At 51.2% G+C, this 21,043-nt stretch carries 20 protein-coding genes and 1 pseudogene; 11 read left to right on the top strand and 10 right to left on the bottom strand.

Going from position 1 to position 21,043, the window contains the following annotated elements:
* Window positions 1–45 precede the first annotated feature (45 nt).
* Window positions 46–1,839 (bottom strand): SgrR family transcriptional regulator, encoded by a 1,794-nt coding sequence (locus tag ACLIN2_RS02520; protein WP_411503151.1) that lies wholly within the window; start codon window positions 1,837–1,839, stop codon window positions 46–48.
* Between the two features lie 150 nt (window positions 1,840–1,989).
* Here ACLIN2_RS02520 and ACLIN2_RS02515 point away from each other — a divergent pair, with 150 nt between their 5' ends.
* Window positions 1,990–3,240, top strand: a complete 1,251-nt coding sequence (locus ACLIN2_RS02515; RefSeq protein ID WP_411503150.1) for an MFS transporter — start codon at window positions 1,990–1,992, stop codon at window positions 3,238–3,240.
* A gap of 69 nt (window positions 3,241–3,309) precedes the next feature.
* Here ACLIN2_RS02515 and ACLIN2_RS02510 read toward each other — a convergent pair whose 3' ends face one another.
* From ACLIN2_RS02510 to ACLIN2_RS02490, 5 genes are all read right to left on the bottom strand, one after another.
* Window positions 3,310–4,998 (bottom strand): methyl-accepting chemotaxis protein, encoded by a 1,689-nt coding sequence (locus tag ACLIN2_RS02510; protein ID WP_411503149.1) that lies wholly within the window; start codon window positions 4,996–4,998, stop codon window positions 3,310–3,312.
* A 210-nt stretch (window positions 4,999–5,208) separates the two neighbouring features.
* Complete coding sequence (gene clpP / locus ACLIN2_RS02505) at window positions 5,209–5,790, bottom strand: ATP-dependent Clp endopeptidase proteolytic subunit ClpP (protein ID WP_092270714.1); 582 nt, start codon at window positions 5,788–5,790, stop codon at window positions 5,209–5,211.
* 43 nt (window positions 5,791–5,833) lie between these two features.
* Entirely contained in the window at window positions 5,834–6,097 is a 264-nt protein-coding gene (locus ACLIN2_RS02500) for a hypothetical protein (RefSeq protein ID WP_411503148.1), read from the bottom strand.
* Complete coding sequence (locus tag ACLIN2_RS02495; RefSeq protein ID WP_411503147.1) at window positions 6,094–6,687, bottom strand: winged helix-turn-helix domain-containing protein; 594 nt, start codon at window positions 6,685–6,687, stop codon at window positions 6,094–6,096. Before ACLIN2_RS02495 ends, ACLIN2_RS02500 begins: the two co-directional genes overlap by 4 nt.
* 162 nt (window positions 6,688–6,849) lie before the next feature.
* Complete coding sequence (locus ACLIN2_RS02490) at window positions 6,850–7,611, bottom strand: MBL fold metallo-hydrolase (RefSeq protein WP_411503146.1); 762 nt, start codon at window positions 7,609–7,611, stop codon at window positions 6,850–6,852.
* 116 nt (window positions 7,612–7,727) lie between these two features.
* Between ACLIN2_RS02490 and ACLIN2_RS02485 the strand changes: the two genes are divergently transcribed.
* The 3 genes from ACLIN2_RS02485 to ACLIN2_RS02475 all read left to right on the top strand — a co-directional run bounded on the left by ACLIN2_RS02485 (window position 7,728) and on the right by ACLIN2_RS02475 (window position 8,729).
* A complete protein-coding gene (locus ACLIN2_RS02485; RefSeq protein WP_411503145.1) occupies window positions 7,728–8,147 on the top strand; it encodes an Lrp/AsnC family transcriptional regulator in 420 nt (139 codons plus the stop codon).
* Between the two features lie 127 nt (window positions 8,148–8,274).
* The gene (locus ACLIN2_RS02480; RefSeq protein ID WP_400586927.1) at window positions 8,275–8,556 is read left to right on the top strand and encodes a hypothetical protein; all 282 of its coding nucleotides are present in this window, start codon (window positions 8,275–8,277) and stop codon (window positions 8,554–8,556) included.
* Between the two features lie 38 nt (window positions 8,557–8,594).
* The gene (locus ACLIN2_RS02475; protein ID WP_258957775.1) at window positions 8,595–8,729 is read left to right on the top strand and encodes a hypothetical protein; all 135 of its coding nucleotides are present in this window, start codon (window positions 8,595–8,597) and stop codon (window positions 8,727–8,729) included.
* Between the two features lie 63 nt (window positions 8,730–8,792).
* Here the strand turns inward: ACLIN2_RS02475 and ACLIN2_RS02470 are convergent.
* A pseudogene (locus ACLIN2_RS02470) lies at window positions 8,793–8,984 on the bottom strand (cupin domain-containing protein); the annotation flags it as partial.
* Window positions 8,985–9,230: 246 nt separating this feature from the next.
* Here ACLIN2_RS02470 and ACLIN2_RS02465 point away from each other — a divergent pair.
* The 4 genes from ACLIN2_RS02465 to ACLIN2_RS02450 all read left to right on the top strand — a co-directional run bounded on the left by ACLIN2_RS02465 (window position 9,231) and on the right by ACLIN2_RS02450 (window position 14,452).
* A complete protein-coding gene (locus ACLIN2_RS02465; protein ID WP_411503144.1) occupies window positions 9,231–10,397 on the top strand; it encodes a cation:proton antiporter in 1,167 nt (388 codons plus the stop codon).
* 143 nt (window positions 10,398–10,540) lie between these two features.
* Window positions 10,541–11,716, top strand: a complete 1,176-nt coding sequence (locus ACLIN2_RS02460; protein WP_411503143.1) for a CdaR family transcriptional regulator — start codon at window positions 10,541–10,543, stop codon at window positions 11,714–11,716.
* A 129-nt stretch (window positions 11,717–11,845) separates the two neighbouring features.
* Window positions 11,846–12,982, top strand: a complete 1,137-nt coding sequence (locus ACLIN2_RS02455) for a glycerate kinase (RefSeq protein ID WP_411503142.1) — start codon at window positions 11,846–11,848, stop codon at window positions 12,980–12,982.
* A 42-nt stretch (window positions 12,983–13,024) separates the two neighbouring features.
* The gene (locus tag ACLIN2_RS02450; RefSeq protein WP_411504506.1) at window positions 13,025–14,452 is read left to right on the top strand and encodes a GntP family permease; all 1,428 of its coding nucleotides are present in this window, start codon (window positions 13,025–13,027) and stop codon (window positions 14,450–14,452) included.
* 73 nt (window positions 14,453–14,525) lie between these two features.
* Here the strand turns inward: ACLIN2_RS02450 and rpmG are convergent, their stop codons facing one another.
* The 3 genes from rpmG to ACLIN2_RS02435 all read right to left on the bottom strand — a co-directional run bounded on the left by rpmG (window position 14,526) and on the right by ACLIN2_RS02435 (window position 17,096).
* A complete protein-coding gene (gene rpmG / locus ACLIN2_RS02445; protein ID WP_092270687.1) occupies window positions 14,526–14,675 on the bottom strand; it encodes a 50S ribosomal protein L33 in 150 nt (49 codons plus the stop codon).
* Window positions 14,676–14,689: 14 nt separating this feature from the next.
* Window positions 14,690–15,901: a GTP-binding protein gene (locus ACLIN2_RS02440; RefSeq protein WP_411503141.1), complete on the bottom strand. Its 1,212-nt coding sequence runs from the start codon at window positions 15,899–15,901 to the stop codon at window positions 14,690–14,692.
* A gap of 244 nt (window positions 15,902–16,145) precedes the next feature.
* On the bottom strand, window positions 16,146–17,096 hold the full coding sequence (locus tag ACLIN2_RS02435; RefSeq protein WP_411503140.1) for a hypothetical protein: 951 nt from the start codon (window positions 17,094–17,096) through the stop codon (window positions 16,146–16,148).
* Window positions 17,097–17,389: 293 nt separating this feature from the next.
* Between ACLIN2_RS02435 and ACLIN2_RS02430 the strand changes: the two genes are divergently transcribed.
* Genes ACLIN2_RS02430 through ACLIN2_RS02420 form a run of 3 tightly spaced genes read left to right on the top strand, consistent with a single transcriptional unit; the run spans window position 17,390 to window position 20,909 of the window.
* A complete protein-coding gene (locus ACLIN2_RS02430) occupies window positions 17,390–18,754 on the top strand; it encodes a VCBS repeat-containing protein (protein ID WP_411503139.1) in 1,365 nt (454 codons plus the stop codon).
* 48 nt (window positions 18,755–18,802) lie between these two features.
* Entirely contained in the window at window positions 18,803–19,510 is a 708-nt protein-coding gene (locus ACLIN2_RS02425; RefSeq protein ID WP_328211390.1) for a response regulator transcription factor, read from the top strand.
* Complete coding sequence (locus tag ACLIN2_RS02420) at window positions 19,497–20,909, top strand: ATP-binding protein (protein ID WP_411503138.1); 1,413 nt, start codon at window positions 19,497–19,499, stop codon at window positions 20,907–20,909. The genes ACLIN2_RS02425 and ACLIN2_RS02420 overlap by 14 nt, the downstream gene beginning before the upstream one ends.
* Window positions 20,910–21,043: the final 134 nt, after the last annotated feature.

Below are 21,043 nucleotides of genomic sequence, written 5' to 3'. Positions count from 1 at the left end.
CTGACCTCTATCATAGCCCAATCAGCTACAGGGGTACAGACTCCTTCATGGCTTGAACCAGATGTCCTTGTAGTCGACAAACCCCCACGCATTCAAGGAGACGCCCGCTAGCGCAGAGTGATGGGAGGACTGCTGGAGCGAATGATATAAAAACAGTACGACAAAGCGTTCCTTCAAACGCTCCTCCACCTGCATCAGGGCTTCTTGCTGCCGCCAAGGCTCACTCTCCCTCATGAGCTTGTCCATCTCCTGATCGATCGTCTCACGCATAGACTCATCCCAGATCAAACGCATGAACCCCCGATCCGACTTGTACATCTCCACGAGCCCCATCAGGAGCTGATTGTCAAACACTTCCCCCACAAGAATCACATCCGCTTGGAGCAGCGTTTCCTCTTTTTGCAGCTCGACAATCGGAACGACAATCGTCTTTGCGCAAACGCCCATCGCTTGCAAATGGTGCTCGAGCCACTCTGCGTCCTGCTCGTTTCCCGCTCCTTTGTACGTATACAGCATGACTGTCTCTCCCTGATAGCCAGCTGCTGCGAGCAACTCTCTTGCCTCATCCGGACGTACGGGACCTGGAAGGTGCGGCTCGGTTTGCCATTCCTGAATGAAGCCGCTGGCAGGCTGATACCTTTTCCCTCCGACTTCCCGAATCATTTTTTCCCGATCCAGCAAACGATGGATTACTTCCCGAAACGCAGGATTTTGTTGGGGACCGTCACGCCTTAGATTAAACGCCATATATTTGCAGCCCTTTTCCAGCTGCTTCAGCTCCTGCCATTTGTCTTTGCGCTCATAGCGATCCGGCATCTGCTGAACGAGATGTACCTCTCCCTCGATGGAGTTTGGCTCAGGTACGATCCATATTTCTACCCGATCGAGGTGGGCTCGGCCGAGAAAGTAAGCAGGAAATGCTTCCAGAATAAACATCTGATCGCTGTTTTCCACCAAAGTAAACGGCCCTGTTCCGACAGGCTCGCGAGCAAAACGTTCACCTCTTTCTTCGACCACCTCTCGTGGAACGATCGAAAGTCGGTCCGAAGCTAGGTAAGACAGGAGCAGCTGGTTAGGGCGGGAGAGACTGATTTTCACGATGGTGTCCCTGATCGCTGCAATCTGGGACACGTCCTGCAGCATCCATTCGTAAGGCGAGCCTGTACTGGGGTTTCCGATGCGCTCCAGCGTCCAGACGACATCGTCAGCAGTCAGTTCTCGGCCGTGGTGAAACAGCACGCCTTTTCGCAAATATAACGTCCACTCCGTCCCATCGTCGTTGGCTTCCCAATGGTGGGCAATATGGGGCAAAAAGATCCCTTTTTCTTCATCGTAGCGTATGAGGGTATCAAAAATCTGTTTGACCATATGCGACTCTGTTACCCTTCCGACGTATGCGGGGTCCAAGGCTGGAATCGTCCGGTAAAACGACATTCGGAGCGTATCCCGCGTCCGGTCCCCTTCTTCTTCGGTCAGAAACCCAAACTGTCCCGACAACCAATCCAAAAAGCGTTCTCTGGCTCTAGCGGATACACTCCACTCCAAAAGCAGCTGCATCGCCTTTTCCATATCTCCATGCTGTACGTACGCTTGGGCGAGAGGTAAAACGATCTGCTCTTTTGTGCGCAAAAAAATCACTTGCGAGACATTTCCTCTGCCCCGACCTGGAATCCATCCCAGCCATTGCAGCTCCACTAGCTGCTTCACCACCAATTTGGCGTTGCGTACCGTGCAATAGAAAATGGCGGCAAGCTCAGAAAGCGTAACCTCTTGACGCACACCTTCCCCCACGTGGGCAAAATGCTGGCGAAGCCGCAGGTAATGATAAGCGATCTGCATGGAATACACCTTCTTTAACGAGTAGCTTCTTTCCTCCAAAAAGGGGAAGCGCATTTCAGATTACTTTACCCTTTTTCTTCCCCTTTTCCAAGCTACAATAAAAAGCATCGAAGCAGTTGACAACCCCATACCTAAAAGGAGGCAAATGCTGTGTCTGCACCTGAAATACAGACTGGGGCAACCCCCGAGGAAAAATCGGCCTCGCAGACGTCCATTTGGCGCAACCGACCGTTTCTCATCCTGTTTTTGACCTCTGCTTTCGTCACCTGTGGAGCAAAAGTCTACGAGCTTGCCCTGCCACTCATCCTGTACGATATGACACGCTCTCCCCTTACCATGACCACGATGAAGAGCATCGAGTTTTTGCCCAATCTGCTTTTGGCGATGTTCATCGGAGTCTGGGTAGACCGCTTCTCTAAAAAGCGTTGGTCTCAATGGATGGTGTTTGGTCAGATGGTGCTCCTGTTTCTCCTGTACGCGCTCGTCGAATCAGGACGAGCTGAGATTCTCCATTTTTACCTGGCCGGCTTCCTGCTCATGGCACTGAACTACGGCTACAGCAATGCCCGAGTCAGCATCATCAAGCAGGTGGTTCCCAAGCCACTGCTCACCACGGCCAACGCCCGCTTCTCCTTTTTGTTCACCTTGATCGACATCATGGGACCTGCCATCTCCGGCTTTATCCTGCTGCTTGCAAGCCTGCACAACGGTTTGCTGATTACCGGGACCGCCTACCTGGTCGCGTTGATCGCCGTCTCGTTCCTCGAACGGGAAAAAGAGCCTCTCATGACCGCTGCGAAGGGTACGTTTTGGCAGGACTTTGGCGCAGGGTGGCAGGAGCTTCTGTCCAATCGACCGCTGTGGATGATTACGATTCTTGTCATCTTTCTCAATGCGACATCGGGTGTGTACGACGCCATGCTCATCTTCTTCGCCAAAGACCATTTGCAGTTGAACAACTCCCAGCTAGGACTCGTTCTCTCGGTAGCAGGCGCAGGGGGACTCATCGGCAGTACGCTGGTCGCTCGCCTGCGCAAGCGGTTCCCGACTGGACGCATCCTGGGGGCGACGATTTTGCTGCTCGGAGTCGCTTACCTGCTCATGGCGCTCGCACAAAATGTATGGATGCTGTGCCTCTCTCTCTTCCTGTCGGGGATGATTGGAACGATTGAAAACATCTGCATCTGGACGTTTCGCCAGGAAACCACTCCGACTCACCTGATTGGTCGCATCAGCGGAATTACTGGCTCTATCTTCAAGCTGGGGATGGTCTTCTCGATTTACGGCTCCGGCTGGGTGACGGTCTGGCAAGGTCCATGGGCGGCTTTCCTGGCTGCAGCAGTCGGCAACCTCCTGATCTTTCTCGTCTATCGCAGGCTGTCCCTGTGGAGGCTGGCTTAGGTATTGCTAAAAAGAAAGAGCCACAGACTGCCGTAAAATGCGTCTGTGGCTTGGTTGCTTTTCCGTTTTCTACGCCTTGAAACGTGCCATCAGCTTTTCCAGCTCTTCTGCCAGACTAGCCAATGACATAGCAGATGTATAAATTTCCTCCATCGATGCCAGCTGCTCTTCTGTCGCTGCCGAGACATCCAGCGTGCGCGATACGCCTTGCTGGGTGTCTCTGGCAATCACCCGCATCGATTCCGCTACCTTTTCTGTGCTGTCCGTCAGCATGCGGGAAGCGGCGGAGACATCCTGCACCTCTGTCGTGACCCGGACGACCGCATCCCGAATATGGGCAAACGCATGACCTGCCTGCGCCACTCCATCCATGCACAGAGCCGTTTGCTCCGAGCTCTTCTCTACAGAAAGAATCGCTTCCTGGGTCTCCCTCTGAATGACTTCAATTAGCTGCGTGATTTTGCCAGCGGACGTCGAAGCCTGCTCGGCCAGCTTTCGCACCTCATCTGCCACGACCGCAAAGCCTCTGCCATGCTCACCGGCACGAGCCGCCTCAATCGCAGCATTCAACGCGAGCAGGTTCGTTTGCGCCGCGATGCCCGTAATTACGTCCACGATCTGGCCGATCTCCTCGGAGCGAGCACCCAACCCGCTGACCAGACGTGTCAGTCCTTCCATGGCTTCCCCCATACCATCCATCTGCGTAACGACGAGCTGAATGGCCTGATTTCCATCCGCAGCAAGATCCGAAGTGCGAATGGCGGTGGCGGATACGTTCTCGGCACGCACTGCGATCTGTCCGATCCCCGCAGCCATCCCTTCTACCTCGAGGTGACTGGCTTCCACATACTGCGCCTGATGCTCACTGCCTGCTGCCATCTCCTGCACCGTACCGGCAATCTGCTCGGTAGCCTTGCTCGTCTGCTCCGAGCTGGCCGTGAGCTGCTCGGCTGATGCCGCTACCTGTTCGGCGTGACTTCTCACTTGCAGAATAAGCTCTCGCAAATTGCGAATCATCCGGTTAAAGGAATCTGCCAGCTTCCCGATCTCATCCTTGGAGGTAACCGACAGCTCCTGCGTCAAATCGCCTTCTCCATCTGCAATGGCAGTAAGCTGCTTTTGAATCCGGTAAATAGGCAGTACGATGGAGCGGACGAGAAAGGCTCCAATTATGATTGCAAACACAATTCCTACAACGCTAAAGGATGATTGAATGATTTCCGAAGTAACGCGATTCGTTTCCAATCTGGCTTTTTCCGCTTCCTTATTGACGCTTACCTTCACAGTCAGTTGATCGATAATCTCGTCCAATTGCTTTCGCTCTTGTCTCTCGTCACCGAAGTGGAGGCGAATCGCTTCTTCCCGATCCCCTTTTGCATAGGCATCTACCGCTTTATTGCTCGCTTCCAAATAAGCGGTGAAGCGTTCCTGTAGCGGTTCTAAATCTTTCCCGTACTTCTGAATTGTATGCTGATCCGTGTTTATTTTATCAGCCAGGGCTCCGATTCTCTCCACTCTTTCTTGCATTTCCTTCGAGTACGAGGCATCTCCAGTCAAAAAATAGCCCCGCTCGTCGTTGTTGCGCCCTGTCATGACGAATTGTATTTCACGCAGCGAGGTGAGAAGCTCTCCCTCTTCGATCATCTCCGAGTAAGAGGCGGTGAGCATTTTGGTTTGAACGTACATATAAGTGCCTGAACTTAGCATGATAGCCAAAATGACACCAAACGCAATGATGAATTTGGTTCTGATTTTCATGATGAGCCTCCTTCTTTTGTTACAACCAGGAGCAATGTCGAAAACAGTCGAACCCCCACACTATCTGTTCCCCGTCCTCTATGCCTTCAAACTTCGCCGCAAGCAAAAAACCCCGCACTGCCATGCGGGGAATCCTCACTAGAACCACTCTTCTACTTCACACCAGATCGTGCCCTTTTCAATCCCTAACTCTTGCCGTAAGCTCTGGCTCTACAGCTTTTCGATGACCTTGTCGATCAGGCCGTATTCCAATGCTTCGGTCGCAGAGAGGAAGTAATCACGGTCTGCATCCTTTTCAATCTGCTCCACTGTCTTGCCAGAGCGCTCGGCAATAATGGAGTACAGCAAATGGCGGTGGCGCAAAATACGATCGGCCGCGATCTTGATGTCGCTCGCCTGTCCCTGGCTGCCACCCCAGGGCTGGTGAATCATCACTTCTGCATTCGGGAGAGCGTAGCGTTTGCCCGGCGCACCCGCTACCAGCAGCATAGCCCCCATAGAAGCGGCCATCCCTGTGCAAATCGTAGATACTTCTGGCTTCACGAAATTCATGGTGTCAATGATCGCCATCCCCGCCGTTACGGACCCGCCCGGCGAATTGATGTACAGATGAATGTCCTTTGTCGGGTCTTCCGCCGCCAGGAACAGCAGCTGTGCCACGACAGCATTGGCTACCTGATCATCGATGGCACTGCCGAGAAAAATGATCCGATCCTTCAGCAAACGGGAGTAGATATCATACGAACGCTCACCGTAACTGGTTTGCTCTACAACTACCGGAATAAGATTCATCCAAAACGCCTCCTTTTAATGACGGGATATTTGGTAATGGCTGCTAAGCGGCATTGTACATGCACATCGACTGCGGCGAAGCAGCCTGCACACTTTTGCGGTGAAAGCCGGAGGACACCTCTGTGACGATAGCCGGGCTCTCAGCAGGCCCTACTGTCCACGTCTTGACGGAAGCCTCCTGCTCCACAGTTGGGGGATTCCCTGCCCGAGACGGGAGCGAAATGACATTGCCCGATTGACGCTCCGGGCGGCTTTCCCAAACTACTACAGGTCTGGCCTTGCTTGGCGAAGTGGACTCTGCTCTCATAACTCTGTTCCTCCTTCTTTCGGATACACAGCGAGAATGACTTGATACGTCTCCTGCCCTTGTGCCTGTGTCTGATACTTTTTCACCAGCTGATTCACCAGCTGCACGTACTCCTCGACAAAGGCACTTCGCTGTTCTGCACTCGCCAAACGAATGCTGGCGTCGAGCGTCGCACTCGGTATCTGCTCTTCCTGATCGGAGCGCTCCATCAAAGCCAGGGCATCCCTTTTGATTCGCTCCGCTGTATTGACCAGATGCGACAAGGCTCCCTGATCCTTCATCTGCTGGACCGTATCACTCGCCCAGTTCAATGCTTCCGATAAAACATATGTCCGCGCGATGGCCAAATAGAGCACCTCAACCAGATTGCGCACCTGACGACTGCCGACTTTGCGCACAAGCCCGACCTTTTCCAGCGCTTTCAAATGATAGTTCACTCGCTGGGGAATTTCGTTGATCCCACGCGCTACCTCAGCAGCGGACGCTGGCTCCGTCAACCGGCTCAAAATCTCTGCTCGCAGCGGGTTCAACAGCGCCATCGCCTGTTCCGGTGATTCGACTACATACGTCTCCAACTGTTCATGCGCCACTAAAACACCTCATGACATTAATCATTTACGTAAAAATAGTTTATTACGTAGCTTTCCATTTGTCAAATGATGGATGAGCCTAACTTTCTTTTCAGTCATAAATAGAAAAAAGCCCCGCTTTTAACCGGAGCTTTCGTTCTTTCGATTTCACGCTTTCCCATTTCATCGGCGATATTCGATGGTCTCGCCGTTTTGCGGGATTTGCACGCGCTCGGCAAGCTTGTTTTCGCCCACGTACTCGCGAAGCTCGCTGCGACTGAGCAAGCAGTGATTCCACACTTCCATGTGTGCAACAAATACCTGGCTGCCAGGGGCATTTTGTGCCACCTGCACGATGTCCTCTTTTGTCATCGTGATAGGATCTCCCACCAGGAACTGAGCAGCCCCGCCGAAAACTACAATGACATTCGGATCAAAGATCGCGAGCGCCTGCTCCACCTCTTCGCACCAGATCGTATCCCCCGCGATATACAAAGTGGGCTCTTCCGCTGCCTGAAGCACAAAACCCGATACCGGTCCCATCTGCTTCCCAATTTCTCCTGTTCCATGATGTCCGCCTGTCCGATGGAATCGAATGCCTTCCCACTCCAGAGCTTCCTGGACGACGATCACTTGCTCAAAGCCGTGCTCGGACAGCTTTTCTTTGTCAGGGGGCTGGCAGAACAGCGGCAAATGCTTCGGAAGCTGTTTGATCGCAGCTGGATCCAAGTGATCCCCATGCGTATGCGTAACCACAATCGCATCCACCCCCTCCAGTACCTCCTGAACAGAAATAGGAAGCGCTGCTCCGGGATTGGGACGCTGGTTTGGTGTATTGGGCACGGCCGGCAGCTCTCCTGGGGTGCTCAGCATCGGATCCACCAAAAGCGTGTGTCCTTTATAGGTAACTCGCAGGGTTGCATGACGTACGAGCTGAATGTGCATGTTCGATCTCTCCTTTGCCAGTTATACTAGTATCACTACCCTCATTGTAAAACGGACGTGGCTGATGCCGCGAAAGAAGAGGCATCCGTTCGCTTTCGCCGTGAAAGGAGATTGTCATGCTCGATCAAACAGACCTGTCTATTCTCGATTTGCTGCGTGAAAATAGCCGACTTCAGTGGAAAGACATCGGGGAGCGAGTCCATTTGAGCGGTCAGGCCGTTGGCAACCGCATCAGACGGATGGAGGAGCAGGGAGTGATTCAAGGCTATACGACAAGGATCGATACCTCCAAAATATCAGCCGAGCCATCGTTGACCGCGATTGTCTCGATGTTCATGAATACCAATGACCACCAGTCCTTTATTCGCTTTGTGTCCACTCGGTCAGAAATCGCCGAAACCTATCGGACAAGCGGCGAAGGCTGTTACTCCCTGATCGTGCGTGTCAGAGACCAGACTGCTCTCACGGCTCTGCTGGATGAGCTGCTGCCTTTTGGCAATTACCGAATCAGCCTCTCCATCGGAAAAATCAAATAGGACGACGATTTCGACTGCACGCATTTTCCGCATTATTATGTGTTGCCTGATTATGTGAACAGGAGTAGAATGATGGTTACCAAGAACGCAGGTTCTTGCGTTGCCAACAGAAAGGAGGAGAATCGCCATGGAAGACTTTTTGTTCTTGCTTTCCCTGGAGGATTTCTTCGCCTTGCTCGCCCTTTTTGTGGGGTGCTTCACCTCGATCTTTTACTTGAGAAGGTGTGCGTCTCCACGAAAGCCGGCTATTCAATGGCACCTAAGTGATGCTTATCAACCCAGCATTAATCCTGGTATGGTTGAAACTTATCCGATGGCGGCAAGGCAACCGCTGCGCAACCGATTAATCCGGCGCACGCAGCATGCAGATGGCGAAGCTGATACATACGATCTCCTGATTTTTGGATAATCCGTTTGCTGGAGCAGACCAAAAAGGAGGTAGATCTTATGATCGCCAAATACATCGGAGAAGCTTTATTATTTGCTGTTAGCCTGCCCATTTTTGCCTTCCAAACGGCAGAAAGCCTTCACGCGTTGGCAGACGCTTTTGTGCAAATGACCGATTTTATCAACATGAAGTAACGATGCTAAATCGTAAGCCTGCCCGTTTCGTAGACGGCCAGGCTTTTTTGTTGCTCCTTTTTCTTACTCCTCGTTGATGCGGTCTCCCCGAGTCGTCGGTTGGGAAATTACAAGGAATTCCACCGCCCCCGCTCCTTCGTTCCGCATTTGATGGGACACTCCTGGAGGAACCTCTACGCCTTCCTGACTTCCGATGATATGACGAACACCCTCTACCTCCAGTACAGCCTGTCCGCTGAGCACAAAGAAAAACTTTAATCGACATTCCCTCCACCCCATTTATTCCTGTCTTCAGTTATTACCAATGTCCACTTTCCCACTATGGATTTACTTTTATCACACCTCATGCTAAAATGTAACTGTAAGTAAAAAGAATAGCGTCTGCATTAATGGAGGAGCCTGTCATCATAGGGTTCTTTTTGTCTTTTTTCAGGAGCATGACAAAAAGGAGCCTGTGATTGCAGGCCCTTTTTTATTTTCTACACCAAAGGGGGAAAGCTCATGCTCATTTTCCAACTCGCTATCATCTTGATCGCCTCCAAGATCGCTGGAGACATCAGCGTGCGTTTAGGGCAGCCTTCTGTTCTTGGAAAACTGCTCATAGGGATCGTGCTTGGACCGAGCGTTCTTGGCGTCGTAACGAACACAGAAGTGCTGCAAGAAATTAGCCAAATCGGTGTTATTCTGCTCATGTTTATTGCCGGCCTGGAAACCGATATTGACGAGTTCAAACGAACGGGAAAAGCGTCGACCTCTGTTGGGGTCATGGGAATTATCGTCCCGCTGGCTTTGGGATATGTAGCTGGTATCGGACTAGGGCTTTCTCCAATCGAATCTGTGTTTCTCGGTCTTTTGCTCTCCGCTACGAGCGTGAGTATTTCCGTACAGACACTCAAAGAATTGGGCAAGCTAAAATCAAAAGAAGGCGCGACTATTATGGGGGCAGCCGTCATCGACGATGTTCTGGTGATTATCGCTTTGGCCTTCCTGATGAGTTTCGCCGGCGGAGATGTCAATCTCGGCATGGTGATCCTGAAAAAAGTAGCGTTCTTTGCGATTATCATTCTGGTTTCCTGGAAAGTGGTTCCTTGGGCTCTGAAAAAATTCGCTCCGCTCCAAGTTACGGAATCCGTCATTTCAGCAGGCCTGATCATCTGCTTCCTGTTTGCCTATTTTGCTGAGTATACTGGAGTGGCAGCCATTATCGGCGCGTACATTGCCGGTGTCGCGATCAGCCTGACCAACTACAAGGAAGAAATTACACACAAAGTGGAGACGATCAGCTATTCTATTTTTGTCCCTGTATTCTTCACTTCCGTTGGCGTCACCGCTCAGTTTTCCGGAATATTGGAAAATCTGTGGCTGATTGTCATGCTTAGTGTACTCGCCATCGCATCAAAGCTTTTAGGGGGAGCCTTTGGCGCCAAAGTGGTTGGCTTTCCATGGCGAAATTCCATGGCGATTGGCTCCGCTATGGTCTCACGTGGTGAAGTGGCCCTCATCATCGCTGCCATCGGTCTAGAAAGTCAGCTGCTCACAGAAGGCATGTTTGCCATACTAATTGTGGTGGTTTTGGTCACTACCATTGTGACGCCACCTATGATGAAGGTGTTCTTTTCTGATAAGCGAAATCAGGAAGGCTCCCCAGCTTTAAAGAAGAACGCCTAAGCTCTAAAAAACGCACAGCTCTCCAGTTGAATCGATGAAGGGATCGATTCAACGGAGAGCTTTTTTTATAAAAAATGACAAGAGCTTCCGATATCATTTTAAATGGATATGTACCTGAACATATATCTGAAGGAGACAACCATATGAAGCTGAAGAAATTTCTTGCCGATAAGATCGTCAACCGAACCATGGAAGTGATCCAACTGAATGTCAATGTCATGGACAAGGAGGGCATCATTATTAGCTCGAGTGATGCCAATCGGATCAATACCTTTCACGAAGCCGCCCGGCAAGTCATCGCCTCTGGAGAAGAAATCGTGCTATCCGCACAGGAAAGCAAAAAATGGACTGGTACAAAACCCGGGATCAATATGCCTATTTTCTTTGAAAAAGAGATCGTTGGGGTCATCGGCATTTCCGGCTCTCCTCGAGAAGTTATTCCGTTTGGAAAGGCTGTACGTATGATGACGGAGTTGATGCTCCAGCAAGCGTATTTGACGGAACAGATGGTTATGGAAGAGCGTTCCCTCAGCTTTCTAGTTCAGGATATTATCTCTGGCACGCTTGATCCCTCCCCTGATGTCGTACAGTCACGCGGTGAGCTTCTTGGGCTCGATCTTTCAGGCCCTCGTTCCATTGTCATCGTCCAGCTTCCTCAGTCCGGAGAATGGATGGAAAATCCCTACCGCCGACAATGGCAGTCCAAAATGGCCGCCTGCTTTCATAATCCCAAGCAAGTCTGTCTCTCCGCTGTCAGTCACAATCGCTGGATTATCGTTACTGACTTGCGTCATTGCCGCAATAGTCATCAGGCCACGCAATATTTGATTGAATCCGCTTTGAAGCTCAAAAACCTGTTAGTGCCTGCTTTTTGCGACAATTTATTCATTACAATGGGCAATCATTACGATCATATCCGCGAGCTGGAGTATTCGTTTAAGGAAGCACAGCAAACCCTTAGAGTACTGGAAAGATTCCCCGATAAGGGCCCCATCTGTCATTTTAACGACGCTACTCTTGAGCTCATGCTCATCGAGACACCAGCTAGGTCTCGACAACTGGCTATTCAGCAAATTTTGGGCAACGTCGTCCATCACCCTGAATTAATGGACACCCTTTACGCCCTATTTGCTTCTGACCTTAATCTCACCATCGCTTCGCAAAGACTGAACATTCACCGCAACACCCTGCTATATCGATTGGAACGAATTGAAAGCATAATAGGTAAAAACCCGCGCTGCTTTGCTGATGCCTTCCGCATTCAGTTGGCGCTGGAGATGCACCGACTTCAGAGTATTGGATACTTCTCACAAAAATGAGTCAGATTTCGACAACGTTTTTCGTTGGTTTTGCGAAATGTATTTATGAAGCGCTTTCAGTATAGTGAAAATATCCATATGCAAGGTGATGAATGACATGAGTCAATCTGCAACAGGAGGTACGCCATTATGAAAATCGTCATTGCTCCTGATTCATTTAAAGGAAGCCTCACCGCCAAGCAAGTAGCTGACGCAATCGCAGCTGGCGTGAGCAAAGCTTTGCCAGACAGCGAGATAATCATGAAGCCAATGGCTGATGGCGGAGAAGGAACTTTGCAATGCTTGGTAGACGCGACTGAAGGAAAGCTCCTGCAAGCAACCGTAAAAAATCCGATAGGTCGTGACATTTCTGCTGAATTTGGCATCCTTGGGGACGGTGTCACTTGCGTCATCGAGATGGCAGCTGCCTCTGGACTTTACCTGATTTCATCCGAAGATCGAAACCCCTTGCATACCACCACTTATGGGTTTGGACAATTCATACGCGCCGGACTCGATCTGGGATGCCGTCGATTTATTCTCGGCATTGGTGGGAGCGCTACCAATGATGGAGGAGCAGGGATGCTGCAAGCTTTGGGGATTCGTCTACTTGATCAGAACGAGCAAGAGCTTGGATTTGGAGGAGGTGAACTATCAAAACTAAGACGTATCGACCGCAGCCAGGAGGACCCTCGCTTGAAGGAATGTGATTTCATCATCGCTTGCGATGTCACTAATCCGTTTGTCGGTCCTAACGGCGCTTCTCATGTGTTTGGACCGCAAAAAGGAGCAACTCCTGATATGGTTAAGAAATTGGACGAAAATCTGCGCCATTTTGCCGACCTGATCTTGGCAACGGAGGGGATCGCCATTCATGATCTGGCTGGAACCGGTGCTGCTGGAGGAGTAGCCGGTGCCTTGCTCGCCTTCTTGCACGGTAAATTGCAATCCGGAATCCAGATTATTCGAGAGACAACCATGCTGGCCGAAGCGTTAACCGGAGCCGACCTCGTCATTACTGGCGAAGGTCAGATTGACTTCCAGACAGCGCAAGGGAAAACCCCCTGTGGAGTAGCACAGCTGGCAAAACAATTTGGCATCCCCGTCATCGTCTTCGCTGGCTCCATCGGAAAAGGCATCGATGCGCTTTACAAGGAAGGCGTCACTGCTGTATTCAGCATTGCCAACAAGCCCATGACCTTGGAAGAGTCCATGACTCAGGCCGCAGAGCTTCTGGAACAGGCCGCAGAACAAGCAGTGCGTATTTACGCATGTAAACAAATTTAAAGGAGGTTTGACATGAGTCCTGAAGTCGTACAGCTCGGTCCGATTATTTTACTCCTGCTTCTTTTGAGTATCATCTTTATCGTCTACGCAACAGCGAAATGGAAGCTCCATCCGTTCTTATCCATCATTAGCAGCACGTACATATTCGCTTTGCTCACCAATCTGGTCGGTACCCTCAATGGCGTTGAAAAACCGTTGATCGCAGATATCGGCAAAGAAATCGCAGGCGGATTTGGGAGCATCATTACCAGTATTGGTCTTGTCATCATATTCGGTACTCTTATCGGTAAAATTTTGGAAAACTCTGGTGCAGCTGTTAAAATGGCTGAAGTCGTTTTGCGCCTGCTCGGCGATCGTCACCCTGCCATTGCCATGACCGTAATCGGCTGGATCGTCTCGATCCCTGTTTTTTGCGATTCTGGTTACGTCATTCTCTCCTCCCTGAAAAAATCGTTAGCCAAAAAGACTGGTGTAAGCGCTGTCACTCTGGCGGTAGCACTCTCCACTGGTCTTTACGCTACGCATACGCTGGTACCCCCTACTCCTGGTCCGATTGCTGCGGCTACCAATGTAGGTATAGGACCAGATGGACTTTTTTGGGTGATTGTCATCGGCTTGATCGTTTCTATCCCAGTCGCACTGGCAGGTCACGTATGGGCGAGACGGGTGGCTGACAAGCTCCCGGCTGAACTGGACGAAGCAACAGAGACCTTCGAGGAGTACAAAAGACGCTTTGGTTCATTGCCTTCCGGATTTGCTGCCTTTGCACCGATCCTTATTCCCATCATTTTGATGGCAATCGGGTCCTTCGCCAACTTCCCTGTCAGTGCGGATGCCCAAGGCAACAAGGTACTGATGACGACCGGATTTACGAATACGTTGCTCACATTCCTCGGTACGCCAGTTAATGCCCTGTTTGTCGGACTGCTATTTGCAATCTTCGGTTTGTTGCCAAAACGCAATGAAGAAACACTCACCAAGTGGATGGGCGATGGATTGTTGGACTCTGCGATTATCATCATGATTACCGGTGCGGGCGGTGCACTCGGCGCAGTAATTAAAGCAACACCAATTGCTGACTACATCAAGACCTTATTAGATGGAAACGTAGCTTTTGTCGGCGTAGGCGGATTGATTGTTATCTTCCTGATTGCAGCGGTCATTAAAACCGCTCAGGGAAGCTCAACGGCTTCTCTGGTCATTACTTCAACCATTGCCATGCCACTATTACCTTCTCTCGGACTGGATGCGATGATGGGCACCATTCCAATCGGACAAATGCTGACCGTTATGGCGATTGGGTGTGGGGCGATGGTCGTTAGCCACGTAAACGACTCCTATTTCTGGGTTGTTACGCAATTTTCCAAAATGAGCCTGACTACTGCTTATCGCGCTCAAACTTTGGCAACACTCGTTCAAGGTATTACAGGTATCGTCGTGGTAGCCATCCTGGGACTCATCCTACTATAAGGACCCATAGGAAAATCAAAGCTCTCCATCCTCGTTTTATCGAAGGATGGAGAGCTTTTTCACGACGCTCAGCCTATTTGGTTTCCCGGTGTAGGGTGTATTTTTTCAAGCGTGGAGAGTACTTTTTCAGCTCCAGCCGCTCGGGATGGGTGCGTTTGTTTTTCGTTGTGATATAGTTGCGGTCCCCCGTCTCTGTGCATTGCAAGGTAATATTGACTCTCATCTGTTATCTCCTCCTCAGGAAGTCATTGTCTCTACGACGGTGTCAGCCGTAGGCAACGGATCCGGAAGCAGCGACCAATCAGCCGCGAACTCCTCGTCGGTCAACAGGCACATCTGCAATTGGTCCTCGATCTGCTCCCGGTTCAAGTCGATGCCGATAAAGACAAGCTCATTGATTCGATCTCCATGCTCGGGATCCCATCCTGCTTGCCACTCTGGATCTTCGGCGAGCAGAATTTGTCTTTCTGCTTCCTGTAGCGCTGCTGTCCAAAGCCCGGCAACTCCCACCTCGATCGAAGGCCCAGCCTGACTCAGCGTCATGGCCACATCATTGCGTGTCGCCAGCCAAAAGAAGCCTTTTGCCCGGACGACTTCTTCCGGCCATTGGCTGAGCCATTTCCCAAAGCGTTCGGGATGCAAGGGGCGTCTTGCACGAAAGACAAAAGAGGAAATCCCGTACTCATCAGTCTCTGGTGTATGCTCCTCTTTTTGCAGCTCGGCAATCCAGCCCGCCGACTGACTGGCACGTTCAAAATCAAACAGGCCTGTATTCAAAATTTCGTGTGGCTCTACCTGTCCCCGTTTGGAGCGAATCAGCCGGGCGTTCGGCTGCAGCTTGCGCAGAACTCCTTCCAGCTGCTGCAGATCCTCTGGGTCAACCAGATCGCATTTGTTCAGGATGAGGACATCGCAAAACTCAATTTGGCTGATCAGCAGATCGACCACTTCGCGGGTGTCTTCCTCCCCTACGGCCTGCTCTCTGTCCAGCAGACTTTCTCCCGAGGAAAAGTCATGCCAGAAGCGATACGCATCCACGACTGTTACCATCGTATCCAAGCGGCAGTGGGCAGAGAGATTGATTCCATTTTCCTCGTCCAGATACGTGAAGGTTTGTGCAACAGGCACTGGCTCACCGATGCCAGTCGATTCGATCAGTATGTAATCGTATCGCCCTTCCAAAGCCAGTCGCTCGACTTCTGTCAGCAAATCCTCTCGCAGTGTGCAGCAGATGCATCCGTTGGACATTTCCACTACCTTTTCCTCCACTCGAGAGATCCCCCCCCCTTGTGAAACGAGAGCACCATCTACATTTACCTCACTTAAATCGTTAACAATAACGGCTACTCGCAGCCCATCGCGATTGTTCAACACATGATTGAGCAGGGTTGTCTTGCCCGCTCCCAAATAGCCACTCAAGACCGTAACGGGTATCCGTTTGTCTGTCATTCTTTTATTCGCTCCTTGAGAGTTTTTTAAATCGTAACAATTACGATTTGTTGATTATCCTACACCCACTCGGATAAGGATGTCAAGATAAAACGTAACAATTACGATTTAATCACTTTTTATCGCTTAGCGAAGCGCCAAAAGGCAGGTTTGGCTATTCTTTCTGGCATAAAAACAAAAAGCCCCTTCTTCACATCGTGAAAAAGGAGCTTTCCTTCCTTCCGGAGATCTTGGTTCTTTTGAATTACTTCCCTTTTTTCATCGCAACCGCTTCCCCGTAAGCACCGATGACGGGCTGATAAACGCTTCGTGCGTTCAGCTGCGCTTGGTCTACGATTGCCGCAGGTCGGTTGTCCTTCCAGGTTAACAGGCTGTAAGTATCCCCCGTTGCATTTGGCATGGTTACCAGGATGTCTTTGATTCCATCCGGATTGCCATGCGCGATCGCGAGCTTTGGCAGATGGCCGCTGTCCCGTTGACCTACGGAAATGAAGGTTTGCTGGTTGGACTCCCCTTCACGTACGACGACGCGAAGATGATCTGCTCGCAGGTTCATGGCGCTGCCCATTTTATCTCCGATCAAGAAGATGTGGTCCTTCACACCATCCCCTGTCACATCCGCGTACTTTGTGTCCAGTACATAGGTAATGTCTTTCCCCATGCTGAAGCCGCTGTTGACATCTACCTCCGTGGACGGCAAGTTGTCCCAGTCCGCCTTTTGTAGAGAAACGCTGAGCAGCTGCGGCCTTTGATCTACGACGTTCCAGACGCTGGTCGCGACGGCGATGCGGTCTTCCCCGTTTACGCCCCAAATGATTTGCTGACCTTTCCAGCGCAGATTGCCATTGGCATCATAGTACGGGATCAGCTGGGCCAGCTTTTGCGAGAAACCGTTCATTTTCTTTGCCAGCTTGCCGTTTCCTTGGTACACTCCTTGTCGTACATATGTCGCTTTATTGGCAGACACATCAAAGGTACTGACTGCTTTTGTCAAACCGTTCGTCACATTGACCTTGAAGCCATCCACAAATTGAATCTGAAATGGAATGTTCGTCTGAGGCGGCAATAGGACAACGGATGCAAAAGACTGCGTGTTGATTGCTTTCGCTTGAACCGGATCAGCCCCCAGGCCCGCGCCAAAGAGAATTGCGCCGCTGCATGCGACAGCCACCAAAGATTTATACCATGCTTTCATACTATCGTCCTCCTTCTACCGGGTTCTTTTGTCTATTTCCAAATCGTTACACCCATGTATACCCTTCCCTTTCGTATTCTTAACGAGTGGGATAAGCCAAATGTTGCAAGTAATATTTTCCTGTTTTCTTCGTTCTTTTTTATCAGATGAGCAGATCCAGGCTTTCCTCTAAAAACGGATACTTCTTGGCACATAGGTCACGCAGGGGTTTTTTAACCGGTTTGCAACAACTTTATGAGTCTGTCAGGCTACAATAGAGTCAATCGACCTAAGAGCAGAAAGGAATCTTCCTCATGAAAAAGGCATGGCTATACGCTGCCGCAATCACCTCCACACTTCTGAGTGGATGCGGTCTAACCGATACGCCTAACGAATTGATGCGGGCACCTTCCGCAGATGGTGACCAGCAATCGATCAATCAGGCGGTAATGCAGTTTTTGCCGCCCGGCTCTCAATTGACTGTCCCCCTGCATCCTGACGAGTCTAGTGCCGTTTCGCTGCAGGATTTGAACGGAGATGGCTCCCCAGAGGTCACTGCCTTTTACAAGTCGGAAAAAACCGACTATGAAATCGGCGTATTGATCCTCTCCCAAAAGCAAGGCAGCTGGTCAAAGGTAGCCACCTATACAGGCATTGGGAGCGAGCTTGATTACGTTCAATTTTTGGACATGACGGGAGACCACATCCCCGAAATGCTGATCGGTTTTGGCGGAGGTGACGATCTGAACAAAGAGCTTTCTGTCTTCTCCCTCGCAGAAGGGAACCTGAAGGAGCTGTTGAAGCAGACGTATTCCGTCTTGGCCGTTGGTGATTTGACGGGAGACGATCAGGCGGAGCTCGCTCTCGTGATCCATGACCACAACAATCTGACTTCCCAGGCGCAAATCTACGGGGTGTCCCATGACAAATTCGACAAGATCGTAGAGCTCGCCCTCGATGGCGGGGTAAATGGCTATGAACAGGCATTGATCGGGAAAGCCTCCGAGAAGCAGAACGGATTGTTCGTGGAAGCAGGGCTTGGTGCGCATTCGGCTTCGACCGATCTCTTGCTGCTGGAGAACGGGCAGCTGCGCAATCCGCTGGCAAAAGTCGAGGGACAGATGGATTTGACGTTCAAGCCCTATCCGTTGTACAGCGAGGACATCAATGGCGATGGAATCATCGAGATCGGCGTAAGTACGCAGCCAAAAAGCACGGACGATCTGCCTATGGTGGCCATCCCGTGGATATCGTCCTATTACCGTTGGGATGGGGCTTTTGGCTTGACTCACGTCGAAGACCATTACCAAAATTACGGAAATGCCATCGATTTTCGCATTCCAAAAAAATGGGGCGATCGATACACGATCGAAATCGGGCAAGAGTCCGATTCTCCCATCATTCACCTGCTCTATTTTGACGAGGAAACGAAGGCAAAAGCGGAGCTGCTTGCTCTGCATACGATCCCGCAAAAGTCCTGGAGCCAGGTCGAGGACCAGCTCAAACAAAAGCATGCTCCTTATGTCTTGCTGAAAGAAGAGGGAAAGCAGGTACTCGTAGCGATTTCCCCTCAGGGAACGCCAGATCTGGACTCCGCCTCCTTGCAGAAGTACAAGGCGATGCTACTGACACAGGATGAGATCCGTCAGCTTTACCGCCCGTTGCGGATTCCCCTTTAATCGAGGAGCGACAATCGTCACAAGCTATACAGGAAAGGAGCGAACACGATGAAAGTGCTGCTGCTGGAAGATGAAAAGTCCATTCGCGATTTTGTCCGCATCAACCTGAAGCGGGAAGGCTTTGAAGTCGTGGAGGCAACGACTGGGGAAGAAGCACTGGCGCTTGCGGACAGCCAACAGAATTTGGAGATCGCGATCCTGGATGTCATGCTGCCGGGCATGGACGGCTTCGAGGTATGCGGTCTGCTGCGCAAAAAATATCCTCGCCTCGGGATCATCATGCTGACCGCGAAAAGCCAGGAGCTCGATAAAGTAATGGGCTTGGAATTCGGGGCCGACGACTACGTAAGCAAGCCGTTCAGTCCGGCAGAGCTGTTGGCGCGTGTAAAAGCGCTGCACCGCCGGCTAACCCCTATCGAGGCTCCTGTTGAAAAAAATGAAATCGACATTCATCCCTTTACGCTGCTTTTGGATGAACGGAAGCTGATCAAAAAGGATCAGGAAATCGTCCTGACCCCCAAAGAGTTTGCGATTATCAAGCTGCTGGCGGAGAATGCGAACAAAGCGATCAGCCGCGACGAAATTCTGACTGCCGTATGGGGTCAATTCTTCGTCGGCGACTTGAAAATCGTCGATGTCAACATTCGCCGCATCCGCCAAAAAATCGAATACGATCCCGCCCACCCCGCCTTCCTGGAGACGGTATGGGGCTATGGCTACCTATGGCGAAAGGACGTTACCGATGAAGGGAATTAGGACCCGGCTGATTGTTTATTTCGGCCTGATCCTGCTCTTGATCGTTCTGGTGCTGGAAGGGTTGTTTTACTGGGCCGTGCACACCTACTACTTCGGCACAGCTACCGAAGCGTTGGTGACCCGCTCCACGACTTATACCAATTTTATCAACAAGTACGCTACCGGCTATCGCCTCAAAGACAAGGCGCGCTACATTTTGGAGAACGCCTCGAACGAAGAGTATGCAAAAATCGAAGTGCTCGATGTAAGTGGAAAGGTCATTTTGAACTCATACGGTTTTCAAACAGGAGAAATCATTGATACACCTGATGTTTCCGATGCTCTGAGGGGCTTGACAGGGATTCATGTGGGGAAAAGCCCGCAGACTCGCGAACGCGTCATCGCAGTGTCCACGCCGCTTACCTTCCAAGGGGAATATGCCGGGGTCCTGCGCTATACGATTTCAGCCGAGCCGCTATATCACGCCGTCAACCAGATTGCTTTGTACGGAGCGGGTGTCGGTGCGGGCGTGGTGTTCTTTGCCTTTGCCCTCAGCCTGATCATCGCCAAGCGTATCGTGGACCCGATCGAGGACCTGACCAAAGCCGCGATCCAAATGGCAAAAGGAAACTACTCGGCTCGTGCCGCCAAACGCTACGACGACGAAGTAGGCACACTCGCTGAGACATTTAACTACATGGCAGCGGAGATCGGGAAAAATGAAAAGCTGAAAAACGACTTTATCTCCTCCGTTTCCCATGAGCTGCGCACCCCGCTGACGTCCATCAAAGGCTGGGGCGAAACGCTGATCTCGGGAGGGCTGGAGGAGCCTGAAGAGACGATGCTCGGGCTGGAGGTCATCTCCAAGGAAACGGACCGCCTGATCGGAATCGTGGAGGAGCTGCTCGACTTCTCCAAGTTTCAATCTGGGGAAATGAAGCTGTCATTGGAGCGCATGGATCTGCGGGAGGTATTAGACGACGTTCACCTGCAATTCGCGATTCGCTCCCAGGAAAAACAGGTGGCGCTCCAGCTGGAGATTCCCCCTGCTCCCCTCGCGATCATGGGCGATTTCAACCGTCTCAAGCAGGTGTTTGTCAATTTGCTCGACAACGCCTTCAAATTTACCCCCCGCGACGGCACCATCACGGTTACCGCCACGGAATCCGGCGGCAGACTGATGATCTCCGTTGGGGATACCGGCGAGGGCATCGATGCAGACGACCTCCCTCATATTACCGGGAAGTTTTACAAGGGTCGATCCAAGCAGTCCGGAAGTGGACTGGGACTAGCCATCTGCAAGGAAATCGTCGAGCTGCATCGTGGGCGGTTGTACGTCAACAGCACGCTCGGAGAAGGAACTACGATCACAGTCGAGCTCCCAGCAGCCAAGGCCATAAACATAACGACAAAAGGGTAGGAAGAGCCGCGACTCTCCCTGCCTACACCTTGCTCTGTACCCGACGCGCGATCGCAGTCACAAGCTTGCGCGGCGCCAAGCGGACGGAGAAGGTAATCAGGCGATTTTTCCAGCCCAGAATGACCAGCGACCTA

This window comes from Brevibacillus centrosporus (assembly GCF_046622605.1).
GTDB classification, from domain to species: Bacteria; Bacillota; Bacilli; order Brevibacillales; family Brevibacillaceae; genus Brevibacillus; species Brevibacillus centrosporus.
Note: the sequence above shows the minus strand (reverse complement) of the source record. Positions and strands in the feature narration are given on the sequence as shown.